At 43.3% G+C, this 15,347-nt stretch carries 13 protein-coding genes; all 13 read left to right on the top strand.

Features of this window, described 5'->3' with window-relative positions; translation table 11 throughout:
* Positions 1-36 precede the first annotated feature (36 nt).
* The 13 genes from EIZ39_RS01935 to murD all read left to right on the top strand — a co-directional run bounded on the left by EIZ39_RS01935 (position 37) and on the right by murD (position 15,333).
* Positions 37-954 (top strand): ketopantoate reductase family protein, encoded by a 918-nt coding sequence (locus EIZ39_RS01935; RefSeq protein ID WP_129196830.1) that lies wholly within the window; start codon positions 37-39, stop codon positions 952-954.
* Positions 955-967: 13 nt separating this feature from the next.
* On the top strand, positions 968-1,372 hold the full coding sequence (locus EIZ39_RS01940) for a DUF3397 family protein (protein WP_129196832.1): 405 nt from the start codon (positions 968-970) through the stop codon (positions 1,370-1,372).
* A gap of 143 nt (positions 1,373-1,515) precedes the next feature.
* Positions 1,516-2,076: a helix-turn-helix domain-containing protein gene (locus tag EIZ39_RS01945; RefSeq protein WP_129196834.1), complete on the top strand. Its 561-nt coding sequence runs from the start codon at positions 1,516-1,518 to the stop codon at positions 2,074-2,076.
* Positions 2,077-2,229: 153 nt separating this feature from the next.
* Positions 2,230-3,849 (top strand): bacillithiol biosynthesis cysteine-adding enzyme BshC, encoded by a 1,620-nt coding sequence (bshC, locus tag EIZ39_RS01950; protein ID WP_164984851.1) that lies wholly within the window; start codon positions 2,230-2,232, stop codon positions 3,847-3,849.
* A gap of 24 nt (positions 3,850-3,873) precedes the next feature.
* Positions 3,874-5,139, top strand: a complete 1,266-nt coding sequence (locus tag EIZ39_RS01955; protein ID WP_129196838.1) for an adenosylhomocysteinase — start codon at positions 3,874-3,876, stop codon at positions 5,137-5,139.
* Between the two features lie 119 nt (positions 5,140-5,258).
* A complete protein-coding gene (gene mraZ, locus EIZ39_RS01960) occupies positions 5,259-5,690 on the top strand; it encodes a division/cell wall cluster transcriptional repressor MraZ (protein ID WP_129196840.1) in 432 nt (143 codons plus the stop codon).
* A gap of 13 nt (positions 5,691-5,703) precedes the next feature.
* Positions 5,704-6,636 (top strand): 16S rRNA (cytosine(1402)-N(4))-methyltransferase RsmH, encoded by a 933-nt coding sequence (rsmH, locus tag EIZ39_RS01965; protein WP_129196842.1) that lies wholly within the window; start codon positions 5,704-5,706, stop codon positions 6,634-6,636.
* Positions 6,637-6,665: 29 nt separating this feature from the next.
* Positions 6,666-7,043 (top strand): cell division protein FtsL, encoded by a 378-nt coding sequence (gene ftsL / locus EIZ39_RS01970; protein ID WP_164984852.1) that lies wholly within the window; start codon positions 6,666-6,668, stop codon positions 7,041-7,043.
* Between the two features lie 25 nt (positions 7,044-7,068).
* Positions 7,069-9,312 carry a PASTA domain-containing penicillin-binding protein gene (locus EIZ39_RS01975; protein ID WP_129196848.1) on the top strand — a complete coding sequence of 748 codons (2,244 nt, stop codon included), beginning with the start codon at positions 7,069-7,071 and terminating at the stop codon, positions 9,310-9,312.
* A 107-nt stretch (positions 9,313-9,419) separates the two neighbouring features.
* Positions 9,420-11,333 (top strand): stage V sporulation protein D, encoded by a 1,914-nt coding sequence (locus EIZ39_RS01980; RefSeq protein WP_129196850.1) that lies wholly within the window; start codon positions 9,420-9,422, stop codon positions 11,331-11,333.
* A 134-nt stretch (positions 11,334-11,467) separates the two neighbouring features.
* Positions 11,468-12,940 carry a UDP-N-acetylmuramoyl-L-alanyl-D-glutamate--2,6-diaminopimelate ligase gene (locus EIZ39_RS01985; protein WP_129196852.1) on the top strand — a complete coding sequence of 491 codons (1,473 nt, stop codon included), beginning with the start codon at positions 11,468-11,470 and terminating at the stop codon, positions 12,938-12,940.
* A gap of 39 nt (positions 12,941-12,979) precedes the next feature.
* Positions 12,980-13,942, top strand: a complete 963-nt coding sequence (gene mraY, locus EIZ39_RS01990; protein ID WP_129196854.1) for a phospho-N-acetylmuramoyl-pentapeptide-transferase — start codon at positions 12,980-12,982, stop codon at positions 13,940-13,942.
* Positions 13,942-15,333: a UDP-N-acetylmuramoyl-L-alanine--D-glutamate ligase gene (gene murD / locus EIZ39_RS01995; protein WP_129196856.1), complete on the top strand. Its 1,392-nt coding sequence runs from the start codon at positions 13,942-13,944 to the stop codon at positions 15,331-15,333. Before mraY ends, murD begins: the two co-directional genes overlap by 1 nt.
* Positions 15,334-15,347 lie beyond the last annotated feature (14 nt).

Below are 15,347 nucleotides of genomic sequence, written 5' to 3' on the forward strand. Positions count from 1 at the left end.
TGAAATAAACATATTAGGGACAAGCAGGAGGAAAACATGAGAATTGGCATTCTTGGTGGAGGGGCAATGGGCTTGCACATAGCGGCTCAGCTTAGCCTGGTTGGAAAAGATCCGGTGGTCATTTGCCGCCAGAAACTTCAAGCTGAGAGTATACGTTCGAACGGGCTTACCTATACCAAGTTGGATGGCTCGGATGAATGTCTAAAAGTTGAAACTATTGATATAGAAGAGTCCATCGCACTTGATTGGGTCATTTTGGCAGTGAAGCAACCGCAGGTTGAATCAGCTATTCACTATTTACATAAGAAGGTCACTCAGCCATTTTCCCTGCTTTGTTTTCAGAACGGAATGGGACATGTGGAAATTCTAACGGAACGGCTTCCTGACCTCTCTACCTTCTATGCAGTAACTACGGAGGGAGCCTGCAAGGTTGGGCCATCGGCTGTACGTCATACTGGGAAGGGTGTCACTTGGGTGGGACAGAGGGATCCGTCCACTTCGAGTAGTGATTCCCTTGAGAAATGCTTAAGTTTATTTAGAGGGACATCAATGGAGATGATTCCTGAGGACAAGATTATGGAGCGGATGTGGAAGAAGCTCGTTATTAATGCCTGCATTAATCCATTGACGGCGCTGCTTGGCATCAAGAATGGCCAGTTGATAGAGTCAAAAGAAGGTATTAAAGCGATGACTTTGCTCTTTGAGGAAGCTAGAACCGTAGCAGAGCTAGAGGGAGTGGAAATTGATTCGGAGTTTATGCAGGAAATTGTCAAAGTATGTAGAAATACTTATGAAAATAAATCATCTATGCTTCAAGATATCGAAGCAGGACGGCGGACCGAGATCAAGTATATTAACGGTGCCATCGAGAGAATGGCTAAGAAACATGGAAAAGAAGCTCCGCACCATGCTCTCATGGTCCGTATAATTCAAGTGTTGGAGGCAAGGAAATAAGGAGGGGGCGGTTATGGAAGTTCTTGCTAACCTATTTGCGGGAATTATTACTATACCAGTATTCATCCCATTTGCTGCTTTTATTGCGGTATATTTTCTTTTTCTACTATGGAAGAAAAGCAGTAAAAAAGAGTCTCTGAATTGGGCGGCTAATGTCACTACTTTTTTTCTAATCGTAGCTGTGTTATTAATGCACGGTCTTATTAAGAGTGAAGAGGCTATATCTGCGATGTGGTGGATTATTGCATTTTTCCTATGTACCGGAGGGTTGATTGGCTGGTTGCAATACAAAGTGAAAGGGAAGTTTGACCCACCTAAGATGCTTCGTGCGGTTTGGAGACTAGCCTTTGTTATTTTTTCTGTAGCATACTTCATTTTATTTTTCTCAAGCATCAATTACTTCTTAAATTTAACCTAAATTAAACTTATGCATGTAAGCGTCGAACTTAATGTTCCCAGAATGTTCACAATAATGAGCAGGGAAGACCCTACTAGGTGTGGAAATTAAGCAAGAGTAGAAAAAAATTCGATGTGCATGATAGTTTAGGGGAGTGGGGAGCAATGAAGCTACCGATTGAGAGGATTGGGGGAAAAATAAGAAGTCTTCGGAAGAAGCAGGCTCAAACTCTTGAGGATCTATCTCAGAGTACAGGCTTGTCTAAAGGCTTACTTAGCCAAGTGGAGAGAGGAATATCACAACCTTCTTTAGAAACGCTCTGGAAGATCACGAAGGCATTAGATACTTCCATCGTTCACTTTTTTGAAGACGTGGCCCATACGCAAGTACACTTGGTCCGCAAGGAAGACAGAAGTCAGATTCTGTTTCCGGGAACAACAGGTACCTGCTATGTATTAGGGCATACAGATAATAGTCGGTTAAGGATGCTTGAGATCGTCTTGAAGCCGGGTGAAAAGATGAAGGATCAGTTTTTAAACCGGGAAGGGGAACAGTGTTTAGTCGTTACTCGTGGGGAACTTACCCTTTCAGTTGGGGAGGAAGAGTATGACTTGCATGAAGGCGACAGCTTATTTTTTGACAGTACTTTGGCTCACACAGCCAGTAATGATGGGAATGACACAGTTACTTATATTTGGTCTGTCACCCCTTCGAAGTTTTCTTAAATCATAACAGAAAAGTCTTGCTCCTATTAGTTTAGAGCAAGGCTTTTTTATGTTCTTAAATAATGTGTTGGGTGGCTTAGCTGTTGCACAAAAATATGATAAAATGAAATTTGTATCATTTGGAAATACTCATGGGTAGAGGAGGGGATCCCCTTGCTATTGGAGGAAACAAAGGCCTCGATAGGAAATCGTCTAGTTCAAGATTATCTTTCAAGTTTCGATCTTGTTCAAGACTTTTTTGTGCATGCACCTTACCAGGATGCAGCGTGGAAGGAGAGAAGGGAATGGTTGTTCGAACACCCTCTATCTCATCGGGAACAATTAGTAGAAGGTTTACGGAATTATAATCAGTCATTGCAAAATCATGAAGCGGCGATGTTAAATATAGAAAAGTTAAAAGAAGTTGAGACGTATGTAGTCATCGGCGGTCAACAGCCGGGCGTTTTAACTGGCCCTCTATATGTCATTTATAAGGCTGTAACCTTAATTAAATTAGCGCAGAAACATCAAGCGGAAACAGGGAAGCCGGTCATTCCTGTTTTTTGGATTGCAAGTGAAGATCACGATTATGAGGAAGTCAACCATGTTTATGTTCAAGCTTGGGAGAGAGCCATAGAGAAGCTTCAACTTGACTATCGTCCTAAAGCAAAGACCTCCATCTCCCAACTGCCTGTTGGAAGTGATTCGCTTCAGAATATGACGAGTGAATATTTTTCTAGATTGCCAGACAGTGTTTACCACAAGCAACTAAAAAGCCAACTACTGCATGTCGCAGGTTCAGCTTCCTCACTGAATGAATTTTTTGCAAAGATCATGGCGTGGTTGTTTGGGGAGTATGGCCTCGTGTTAGTTGATTCAGCAGATGCTTGGGTTAGGAAACTTGAAAAACCGATATTCGCCTCGTTCATTGAAAAAGACATGAGCAAAGAGCTGATGAGTGTTCAAGAGAACCTATTAAAGCAAGGATATCACTCTCAATTAGATATTCAGAAGGAAAATGCTCACTTTTTTATTTATGAGAGTGGTCAACGTCAATTATTGATAAGAAAAGGACAGGAGTTTCAAGCCAAAGGGGGAGGGAGACTTTATCGTTCAGAAGAACTGTTAAAGCGACTCGAAGATGATCCTTGCTCCTTCAGCGCAAATGTAGTTAGTCGCCCTATTATGCAGGAATGGCTATTTCCTGTTTTAGCTTTTGTAGGGGGACCAGGAGAGATCTCCTATTGGGCTCAGTTGAAGCCTGTTTTTGAACACATGAACATGCAGATGCCAATTGTGTTTCCACGCATGTCTTTTACGCTCATAGAAAGGGATATTAGTAAATACATGGAGTCTTTTCAGTTGAACCTTGAAGACGTCTATGAGCGATGGGAAGAACTTCGTAGAAACTGGATTATGGAGCAGACGGCTACCGACTTAAGTGCGAGGTTTCAGGAACTGAAAACAAGTCTGCAAAGTGCTTATCTTCCTTTTTTAGATCAAATTACCCAAGTAGAACCAGGGGTAAAAAAGTTAGGAGAAGCAAACTGGACGAAAATACTTTCACACCTTGATTTCCTCGAAAGAAAGACAGAAGAAGCTATTGAAATTCGTCATCACGCAGGTCTAAAGCATTGGGATGATATTCAGGCTTCACTGTATCCGATGGAAAAACCGCAGGAAAGAGTTTATAATATCTTTGGTTATCTTAACAAATATGGGTATAGTTTCATTAAAGACCTGATCAGTCAGCCCCTAGAGCTTCAACCTAAGCATATGATCGTATACATATAGCCCAACAATTCAGGAGGAACGTAGATGAATGCAAACAAAGTAAGTATTGTAAAAGACATGTCACTTGCCCCTAATGGTCACTTGAAGATCGACTGGGTTAAAGAGCATATGCCTGTCCTTAATCGAATCCGCGATAAATTTGAACAAGAAAAGCCTTTTGCAGGCTTAAAAGTAGCGATCTCCCTTCACTTAGAAGCCAAAACCGCCTACCTAGCGAAGGTGGTGCAGGCGGGTGGAGCTGAGGTTACCATCACGGGAAGTAACCCATTATCTACTCAGGATGATGTTTGTGCTGCATTAGTGGAGGATGGTATTCAGGTGTTTGCGAAGTACAATCCATCTCCCGAAGAATATAAGTCCCATCTCATTAAGACCTTAGAAACGAAGCCGGATTTAATCATTGATGATGGCGGTGATCTAGTTACCATTCTCCACAGCGAAAGACAGGACTTAGCCGGACAAGTGCGAGGTGGAGCAGAAGAGACAACCACGGGTATTCTACGCTTGAAGTCGCTAGAGAAATCGGGGGAACTGAAATTCCCAATGGTGGCTGTTAACGATGCATTTTGTAAATATCTATTTGACAATCGATATGGTACGGGTCAATCCGTTTGGGACGGAATTAACCGGACTACCAACCTTGTCGTTGCTGGGAAGACAGTTGTGGTTATCGGCTATGGCTGGTGTGGACGAGGAGTCGCCTTGCGTGCTAAGGGATTGGGAGCTAAAGTGGTGGTGACTGAGATTGATGCCATCAAGGCCGTCGAGGCTTATATGGATGGATTTGATGTGATGCCTATGGCAGAAGCAGCTAAGGTAGGTGATTACTTTGTTACGGTAACAGGTAACAAGGACGTGATTCGAGGGGAACATATCGAAGTGATGAAAGACGGAGCGATTCTCTCTAATGCAGGCCATTTTGATGTAGAAATAAACAAGCCTGAGTTAGAGTCTTTATCTGTTTCTAAGCGGGTAGTTCGCAAGGATATCGAAGAATATCAATTAAAAGATGGAAGAAAAATTTATCTATTAGCAGAAGGCCGTTTAGTTAATTTAGCTGCTGGTGATGGTCACCCAGCAGAAATTATGGATATGACATTTGCATTGCAAGCTGTGTCCCTAGCTTATGTTAATGAGAACTATGAGTCGTTAGGGAAACATGTGGTAAATGTTCCATACGAGCTAGATGAGAATGTAGCCCGCTATAAGTTAGAAGCACTAGGGATTAGTATCGACCAATTAACTGAGGAACAGAAGGCATACTTGGATAATTGGGCTGAAGGAGAATAGGAAGAAAAAAAATCCTGCATGGAAGCAGGATTTTTTTTTTCGTCTCGCGAATAGTAAACTAAAGTGGTGCAAAGTGGTGCAAAGTGGGGGATTTGTGGGTAGAAGTGGGGTGAATAGACATGTTCATGGGGGAATACCAGCATAACATCGATGAAAAAGGAAGAATAACCATTCCTGCGAAGTTTCGTGAGGAGCTGGGTGAAAATTTTGTTATGACCCGTGGATTAGATAAGTGTCTATTCGTTTACGCTATGGATGAATGGAAGCAGCTAGAAGCTAAGCTTAAGTCGCTGCCATTTACCCGTTCAGATGCCCGGGCGTTCACGCGCTTTTTCTTCTCAGGTGCTACCGAATGTGAATTAGACAAGCAGGGAAGGGTAAACATACCAGGATCTTTACGGCAACATGCCCATTTGGACAAGGATTGTATAATCCTAGGTGTGTCCAATAGAGTTGAAATATGGAGTCGTGAACTGTGGGAAACCTATTTTGAGGAGTCTGCAGAATCCTTCAATGAACTGGCTGAAAAAATTGTAGACTTTGACTTATAAATGAGGTGATGAGATGTTTCACCACGTCACGGTGATGAAAGAGGAAGCAGTAAAAGGGCTCGAAGTAAAGCCCGATGGAGTGTATGTGGACTGTACTCTAGGCGGGGCAGGACACAGTGGAAAAATAGCAGCACAGCTATCGGATCAGGGGCGATTGATAGCAATTGATCAAGATGATTGGGCTCTTGAGAATGCGAAGAGTCGGCTTGAGCCACACAAAGATAAGGTCATCTTAGTAAAAAGCAATTTTCGAAATATCCGTAGAGTTGTAGAAGAAGCAGGATACCCTCAAGTGGATGGAATCCTTTTTGACCTAGGAGTATCTTCTCCACAGCTTGACGAAGGAGAACGTGGCTTTAGCTATCATGCGGATGCTCCACTAGATATGAGGATGGATACAAGTCAAGAATTAACGGCCAAGGACATTGTGAATTCTTGGGAAGAAAAAGAACTGGCTCACATCTTTTACCACTATGGGGAAGAAAAGTTCTCAAGACAGATCGCGCGAGAAATTGTTAAAGCAAGACAGGTGAATCCGATTGAGACAACAGGCGAGTTAGTCGAATTAATAAAAAAGGGGATACCAGCACCTGCGCGAAGAACAGGGGGGCATCCTGCTAAGCGGACGTTCCAAGCCATCAGAATTGCTGTGAATGATGAATTGAATGCGTTTAAAGAAGCGCTTCATGAGTCTATTCGTATTTTAAAACCTGGTGGAAGGGTTAGTGTGATTACCTTTCACTCCCTTGAGGATCGTATCTGTAAACAGGTTTTTCAAGAATATAGCGGCGGGTGTACGTGTCCACCAGATTTTCCGCAGTGTGTTTGTGGTAATCAGCCTGTTATCCGGATAGAAAATAGGAAGCCGATTCTTCCTGGAGAGCAAGAGTTAGCCGAAAATAACCGAGCTCGTTCGGCTAAGCTACGCGTCGCCAAAAAGTTATAACGAAAAAATAGAGCAAGAGGGGGATAAACTTGAGCAGGAACCATTATGGTAATTTAGCTGTCCAGTTAAATCAGGAAAGAAAGCAACAGAGGGTGAGTGAACCGAAGCAGACAAGCAAAGTATCGGTTAGGTACAGCATTCCCTTAGAAGAGAAGCTGCTTTATTTGCTTAGTGTGATAGTAATTGTTTGCATTTCTGGTTTCATCCTGTCAAGATATGCGCTCATCTCCCAATACAATTATGAAATTGAAAATACGAAACAAGCTATGATTCAGATGCAAGAACAGAACTCTAGCTTGAAGCTTAAGGTCGACGAACTGAGTAAACGAGAAAGAATACTGGATATTGCACAAAGAGAATTAGGGATGACGATGAAGGACAGCACGGTGCGGGTTTTATCCCACTAACGAGTAAACTGCGGAGGGGAGAACCATGACAGAAAAAAGGATTAAGCTTCGCACAGGGTTTTTGGGAGTATTTTTTACTCTCTTATTTTTTTTGTTAATTTTTCGCTTGTTTTACATACAAACTGTCAATGCAGATCTTTGGGTTCAAAGTGCTCAGGCTCAATGGGAAAGAAACGACATTCTTCACCCGAAGCGAGGAACGGTATTCGACCGGAATGGGGAAGTGCTCGCTTATACTTCCAAAGCTTACACGGTTATTGCCAAGTTAAAGCCCTGGGACAAATCGGATGAAAATTATATACAAAACTCTCTGGAAGCGGGGCAAAGACTGGCTCCATTACTAGGGATGTCTACGGAGAGACTGGTTAAGTTAATCGAAGATGGAAGAGAAGCCGGGCGTGCTCAAGTAGAACTGCGTCCCGGGGGATGGAAGATTGATGAGGACAAAGCCAAGCGCATCCTGGAGCAAAACATACCTGGCGTCATTCTTTATCCGGAGACCAAGAGGTATTATCCGAATGATGCTTTTGCCTCGCATGTTATCGGTTATACAGATCTAGATGGCAAGGCCATCATGGGAATCGAGAAATTATTCAATGAAGAACTAGAAGGTAAGGAAGGTTCATATACAGTATTGAAGGACCGTAAGGGTTTTAAGCTGCCAGATGGGATTGAAAGCTTTAAGCCGGCTCAGAACGGGAGCAATATTTATTTAACGATTGATTACCAGATCCAAAATTATGTGGAAGACGCCTTAAATAAAATTACGCAGCAGTATAAGACAAAGGGGATATCGGTTATTGTTGCGGATCCTAAGACAGGCGAAATTCTAGCTATGGCAAATCGGCCACAATTTAACCCAAATCAATATAAAGACATTACAAATTGGACGAACTTTGCCATCAGCAATACATTTGAGCCTGGTTCAACTTTTAAAATTGTTACCTTGGCTGCTGCTATTGAAGAGAAAATGTACCGCAATGATGAGCAGTATCTTTCCGGGACCTATCGGAAAATACCCGGTCCTCCAATCCGTGATCATAATGCCGGTAAGGGTTGGGGAACGATTAGCTTTCTTAGGGGAGTGCAGGAGTCTAGTAACGTTTTGTTTGCCATTCTTGGGTATGAGCGACTCGGAAAGGATAAGTTTTATGATTATCTAGAAAAGTTCGGGTTCGGTCAACAAACGGGGATAGGATTACCGGGGGAAGCTGCAGCTCCTCTTAAGGACAAAAGTCGTTTATATCCTCGTGACGTTGCCTCGATGACTTTTGGACAAGGGGTTGTTGTAACATCGATTCAACAGGTTGCAGCCGTCTCGGCAATTGCGAACGGAGGCGAACTGTTGAGGCCTTATATCATTAAGGAAATCCGCGACTCTCAAAACGGACAGGTATTGTTAAAGCATGAGAGAGAAGTGGTTAGACGGGTTATTTCGGAAAATACGGCGCAACAGGTCCGAGACATTCTTGAGACCGTTGTAACAGACGGTACAGGTCGCTATTATTACATTGATGGATACCATGTAGCCGGAAAAACAGGGACAGCTCAGGTGGTTCAAGATGGAAGCTATAAAGTGAATAAGTACATCTATTCCTTTATAGGATTTGCTCCTAAGGATGACCCGGAATTTTTAGTCTATGTCGTTGTCGATCAGCCAGAGATTCCTGATGCTAATTTTGGAGGACGCGATGTTGCAGCTCCAATATTCAAACATGTTATGCAGAATAGCTTGCAGTATAAGAAGGTGACACCAAATATAAGTGGTGAAAAACCTATCACTGTAAGTAAAGCCAAAGAACTAAGTGTTCCACAGTTAATGGGGAAAACTCCTGCTGAAGCTCAGGCCGTGTTAATCGATGCTAGTCTAAAGGGAAAGGTTTTAGGATCAGGCACGAAGGTAACAAGGCAATATCCTGAGGCTCAGCATGCGATTATGCCGGAGAGTACAGTCTATCTCATCACAGATCAGTTAGATGAAATCCAGATGCCTGACTTTACCGGAATGACGCTTCGGGAAGTGATGGAGTTCTGTAACATTCTTGGATTGAAAGTAGAACCAACAGGAAGAGGATTTGTCATGACTCAGAGTATCCCTCCTGGTTCAGTTACTGCACCAGGCGAGCAATTAAAAATTCAACTGAAGCCGAATTCCAGCCCAGAGGAGGAAGTTGTTCCTGAAATAGAGGAAGCTGAAGCTGAAGAAACTACCGAAGAAAACGAGCCACAGCAGGAGGAGAATTCTAATTCTCCCTCGTTTATGAACTAAATGGAGAGATGGGACGTGTCAAGCGTTCTATCTCTCTTCTTTTTTGAATAGGGTTTAGGGAGACAAGTTATGGACAAAGCCATTAATCAGGAAACGGAGGTTAGAGGGTGAGAGTTTCCAATGTTACGGTACGCAGACGAATTTTTATCGCCCTGCTAATAGGAGTCTTTTTGTACAGCCTTTTGGTTGCGCGGCTAGGTTATGTTCAAGTGATTAAAGGTCCGTGGCTTACGAAGAATGCGGAGGAGTTATGGACAAGAAACATCCCTTTTGAAGCCAAGCGTGGGATGATCTATGACCGTAATGGCGAGGTGTTGGCTTACAATATTAGCGTTCCGTCTGTCATGGCTATCCCTATCCAGGTTAAAGACAAACCAGGTACGGCGAAGGAGTTGGCTAGAGTCTTAAAGGGAAATGAACAGGAAATTTATCGTCAAATTACGAAACGCTCTTCTATTGTAAGGGTTCCAGGGGGAAGGAAGATCTCTGAAGAAACAGCGAAAGAACTTCGTCAGCTAGGCTTACCAGGCGTTCATATTGCTGAGGACAGCAAGCGCTACTATCCACTAGGGGCATTTGCTTCTCATATCCTTGGATTTACTGGAATTGATAATCAAGGGTTGGCAGGAATCGAAAAAGTTTATGACGACATGTTAAGCGGTGAACGAGGAGCGATAAAATATGATGCCACGGCTAAAGGGGAAAAAATGCCCGGAGACACCCAGAAGTTTACTCCCCCGAAGGACGGGCTTAACTTATATTTAACCATCGATGCAAACATCCAAGCCATCATCGAACGTGAATTGGATCAAGCTTTTGCCTTCTATGATCCGGATGATGCATTGGTAATTGCAATGGATCCTAAGACAGGAGAAATTCTTGGAATGGCCAGCAGACCCAACTATCATCCAGAGTTATTCCGGGAGTATCCATCAGAAACGTATAATCGCAATCTCCCCATATGGAAAACATATGAGCCCGGCTCTACTTTCAAAATTATTACGTTGGCTGCAGCATTGGAAGAAGGAAAGGTTGATTTGGACAAGGAAAGGTTCAATGACCCGGGAAGTGTTAATGTAGCAGGAGCTCGCTTGCGATGCTGGAAGCCAGGAGGTCACGGTGATCAAACCTTCCTACAGGTGGTTGAAAACTCCTGTAATCCGGGCTTTGTAGCATTGGGACAAAGATTAGGAAAAGAAATGCTCTTTGACTACATTGGTAAATTTGGTTTTGGTAAGAAGACTGGAATTGACCTCATTGGGGAAGAGAATGGGGTAATGTTCAAAATGAGCCGTGTAGGTCCAGTGGAGCTCGCTACTACGGCGTTTGGACAGGGGGTTTCTGTGACGCCAATTCAACAGGTTGCTGCTGTTTCAGCGGCTATTAATGGTGGGAAATTAATAAAGCCTCACTTAGCAAAAGAGTGGCATCATCCGATCACCGGAGATACAGTGGCAAAGATTGAACCAGAAGTGGTTGCCCAAGTCATTTCCCCAGAGACTTCCAGTAAGGTCCGATATGCTCTAGAATCTGTAGTGGCTAACGGAACGGGAAGAAATGCTTATATCGATGGATATCGTGTAGGTGGAAAGACAGGGACAGCTCAGAAAGTTGAGAATGGGGTCTACTCTAAGAGCAAGCATATTGTATCCTTCATTGGAATTGCACCTGCAGATGATCCTCAAATCGTAGTTTATACGGCGGTGGATAATCCTAAAGGAGTGAGGCAGTTTGGAGGGACGATTGCGGCTCCAATCGTAAGAAATATTTTGGATTCTGCCTTGCGTTCCATGGAAGTGCCCAAAAGAAAAGAGCAGATGCCAAAAGAGTACATGTATCCCGATAAGAAGCTCATTTCGGTTCCTAACTTAATTGGCATGGAGAAAGATCGCCTGCAATCTCAATATTATGCTATTCCTCTAGAAGTGGAAGGAAATGGTGATGTAGTCACCTATCAGTCTCCAGCACCGGGCACTAATATTGAGGAAGGAAAAACCATCCGCATTTACCTAGGCAGATAAACCATGTTGTACTCACTTGGCTGCTGTCTGCACCTAAAGTTTTGACAACGGCCAAGTATTCCTATAGTGACAAAAAGCAGAAAGATGATTAAAATGATAGACGTTGATTTGTGACTTTGGGGGGGCTAACTTTCATGAACTTAAGAGAACTTCTCTCCCCTTTGCTTGTGTATGATGCAGCAGGGGAATTAAATATGGAAATTACGGGAATATCTACAGACTCACGCAAGGTAAAACCAGGAAATTTATTTGTAGCTCTTCGGGGCAATACAGTTGATGGCCATGATTATATTGAGCAAGCACATGCAAATGGTGCGATTGCTTTTTTAGTCGAAGAGGATCAGGACGTTCCAGATGTAACAATAAAGGTATCTGACACGACGCGAGCTTTAGCGATTCTCGCCGATCAATTTTACAATCATCCTACAAGTAAACTTCAATTAATCGGTGTGACAGGTACGAATGGGAAAACGACGGTTACACACCTAGTTGAGCAAATTCTTAATAATGCTGGCTGTGCTACCGGTATCATTGGTACGATTCAAATGCGTATGGGGGATTACACAGAAGAGGTTAAGAATACCACACCTGATGCTTTAGAGTTGCAAAGAATGTTTGCTATTATGGTTGAAAGAGGAGCGACACATGCTTGTATCGAAGTCTCTTCCCATGCTCTTGAGATGGGCAGAGTCTGGGGTTGCAACTTTACCTCAGGGATTTTTACAAACCTGACACAAGATCATCTCGATTATCATCAAACGATGGATAACTATAGGCATGCGAAATCCCTTCTTTTTTCTCAGTTAGGGAATATTTATAATGATAAACGGAAATTTGCAATACTGAACATGGATGATCCTAGTGCGGCTAGATACAGAAAGATGACAGCTGCCCAGGTGATTACCTATGCTATTGATCAAGAAGCGGATGTCAGGGCGCTTGATATCTCTATTGGAGCAGGCGGTACTTCCTTCACTTTACGGACGTTCAAGGGTGAGGTCACCATTGAAATGAAGATGATGGGGAAATTTAGCGTTTATAATGTATTAGCTGCAACAGCGGCTTGTCTGGTCGAGGGGATCACACTTTCACAGATTAAGGAAAGTATCGAACAGATGACAGGTGTTCCTGGTCGGTTTGAACCAGTTGATGAGGGACAGGGCTTCGCCGTGATTGTTGATTACGCGCATACGCCTGATAGTTTAGAGAATGTGCTAACTACAGCAAGAGAGTTCACTAAAGGTAAGTTATATTGTTTAGTAGGATGCGGCGGCGATCGAGACAGGACAAAGCGTCCAATTATGGGGCGAATTGCTGCTGAACAGTCGGATTATGTCATCTTTACTTCAGATAACCCTCGTTCTGAAGATCCTAAGGCTATCCTAGATGACATGCTCCAGGGAGTTACGGAGAAGAGCACTGCGGTATATGAATGCATTATTGACCGGAAGCAAGCAATTGAGAAAGCTATTGCATTAGCTACAAGTGGGGATTGTATTATCATTGCGGGGAAAGGTCATGAAACCTATCAGATTATTAAAGGACAGGTGCTGGACTTTGATGATCGAGAAGTTGCATCATTTGCGATTCGCAATAGAATAAAGTAACATAGAAAAGATCGTAACGAGGTGGAAGGAGGCTGGGGGATGCCGATTCGCGTTTTATTATTTGCCATAGCAGCAGCTTTTCTCATTGCCGTACTATTAGGCCCCCTGTTCATCCCTTTCTTAAGAAGACTTAAGTTTGGGCAGAGCATTAGAGAGGAAGGGCCAAAATCGCATCAGAAAAAAGCAGGCACTCCCACTATGGGAGGAATTATTATTATCTTGGCCTTATCTTTTACTGTTTTTAAATTTGCCAACTCTTCCATGCAGCTGTTTTTGTTAATGTTTCTAACTCTTGGGTACGGATTAATTGGCTTTTTGGACGATTTTATTAAGATCTCATTTAAGAGAAACCTAGGACTCACTGCGAAACAGAAGCTGTTTGGTCAATTAGCTATTGCCGTGATCCTTTACTATGTATTAATGCAATATAATTTTGATACCAGAGTCTATGTTCCAGGTACATCATGGGGTGTAGAGTTGGGGTGGATGTATCTGCCATTCCTCATCTTTATAACCTTAGGTGCCTCGAATGGTGTAAATTTGACCGATGGATTGGACGGTTTACTAGCAGGAACGAGTGCCATTGCTTTTAGTGCTTATGCCATTATCGCTTGGATGTCAAGCCAGATGAATGTAGCGATCTTTTGTGCGGCGCTTGTTGGAGCTGTACTTGGATTCCTTGTCTATAATGCGCACCCGGCCAAGGTGTTCATGGGGGATACGGGTTCTCTTGCCTTAGGTGGAGCTCTGGCTGCTGTTGCCATCCTAACAAAGACTGAGTTGTTGCTGGCGATTATTGGAGGAGTGTTTGTTTTAGAGACTCTTTCCGTTATGATTCAGGTCATCTCGTTTAAAACGAGAGGGAAAAGAATATTCAGAATGAGTCCGTTGCACCATCACTTTGAGCTCGGGGGATGGTCGGAGTGGAGGGTCGTGGTTACGTTTTGGATACTAGGCCTACTCTTCGCTGGCTTAGCAGTCTATATAGAGGTGTTGAATTAATGACTAAACATTATGATAAAGAATGGTTGCAAGGGAAGAACATCATCGTACTAGGTCTTGCGAAAAGCGGCTTGGCTGTATCTAAGCTCTTAGTTGCGGCTGGAGCTCATGTAATTGTTAATGATCAAAAGCCAGAAGAAGAGCTAGTGGGAGTAGAGGAGCTTAAAAAGCTAGGGATTCCGATTATCGCAGGATATCACCCAGATGACTTAATTCATACTGGTGTGGACCTAATTGTTAAGAATCCTGGTATTCCTTATACGAGTGCTCCTGTTCAATCTGCTATAGCGCTCGATATTCCGGTCATTACAGAGATCGAATTAGCCCATGATTGGAGTCGTGCTCCCATTGTTGGTATCACGGGCTCAAACGGAAAAACAACAACGACAACGCTTGTGGGATTAATCCTTGAAGCAGCAGGCAAGGACCCTATCGTAGCAGGTAATATTGGTACTGTACTATGTGAGCAAGCAGGAACAGCTCGGCCAGAGCAAATTATGGTGGCCGAGCTTAGTAGTTTTCAACTAAAGGGAACGATTCATTTCCGCCCAGCGATCGGCTGTTTACTCAATATCACTCCAGCTCATTTGGACTATCACCAGACTTGGGACGATTACATAAAATCTAAAGGAAGGCTCTTCGTCAATATGAAAGAGCAAGACATTGCTGTATTCAATGCGGATAACTCAGGATGCCTAGAAGTGGCTGATAAGGTTCAATGTCAGAAGTATTGGTTCAGTAGATTAATGGAGGTAGATCAAGGTTGTTTCGTTAAGAATGATGCGATCTACTATCGTGGAGAGGATGGGCTTGAAGAAGAGATTATACAGATCGGACAGATTGGGATTCCAGGTGCACATAATCTAGAGAATGCCTTGGCCTCTACGGTCATTTGTAAGTCGCTTGGGGTGAAGGCTGATACCATTCGAGAGGTTTTGACCCATTTTAAAGGCGTGGAGCATCGCCTTGAATTTGTTGCGGAGATAGATGGCGTAAAATATTATAATAATTCGAAAGCAACGAATTCAGAAGCAACATTGAAGGCGCTCGAATCCTTCCGCTCACCAATAGTCCTTATTGCAGGGGGACTAGATCGTGGTTTCGACTTTGTTGAGCTGATCCCTTCTGTGAAAAAGGGAGTGAAGGGGATTGTTGCTTATGGTCAAACCAAAGAAAAGTTCATAAGTATAGGAGAGCGCGCAGGATTGAAGTTGCTCACTGCCGTCGATAATGTTAATGAAGCCGTAATTCAGGCAAGCCGAATGGCGGACTCCGGTGATATAGTTTTGCTATCCCCTGCATGTGCCAGCTGGGACATGTACCAATCATTTGAAGAGAGGGGAAGCATTTTTAAGGAGTCTGTGCATAAGCTTAGAACAAGCCTGCATTAACAGAAGGCAAGCCT

The sequence above is a fragment of the Ammoniphilus sp. CFH 90114 genome (assembly GCF_004123195.1).
In the GTDB taxonomy this organism is placed as follows: Bacteria; Bacillota; Bacilli; order Aneurinibacillales; family RAOX-1; genus YIM-78166.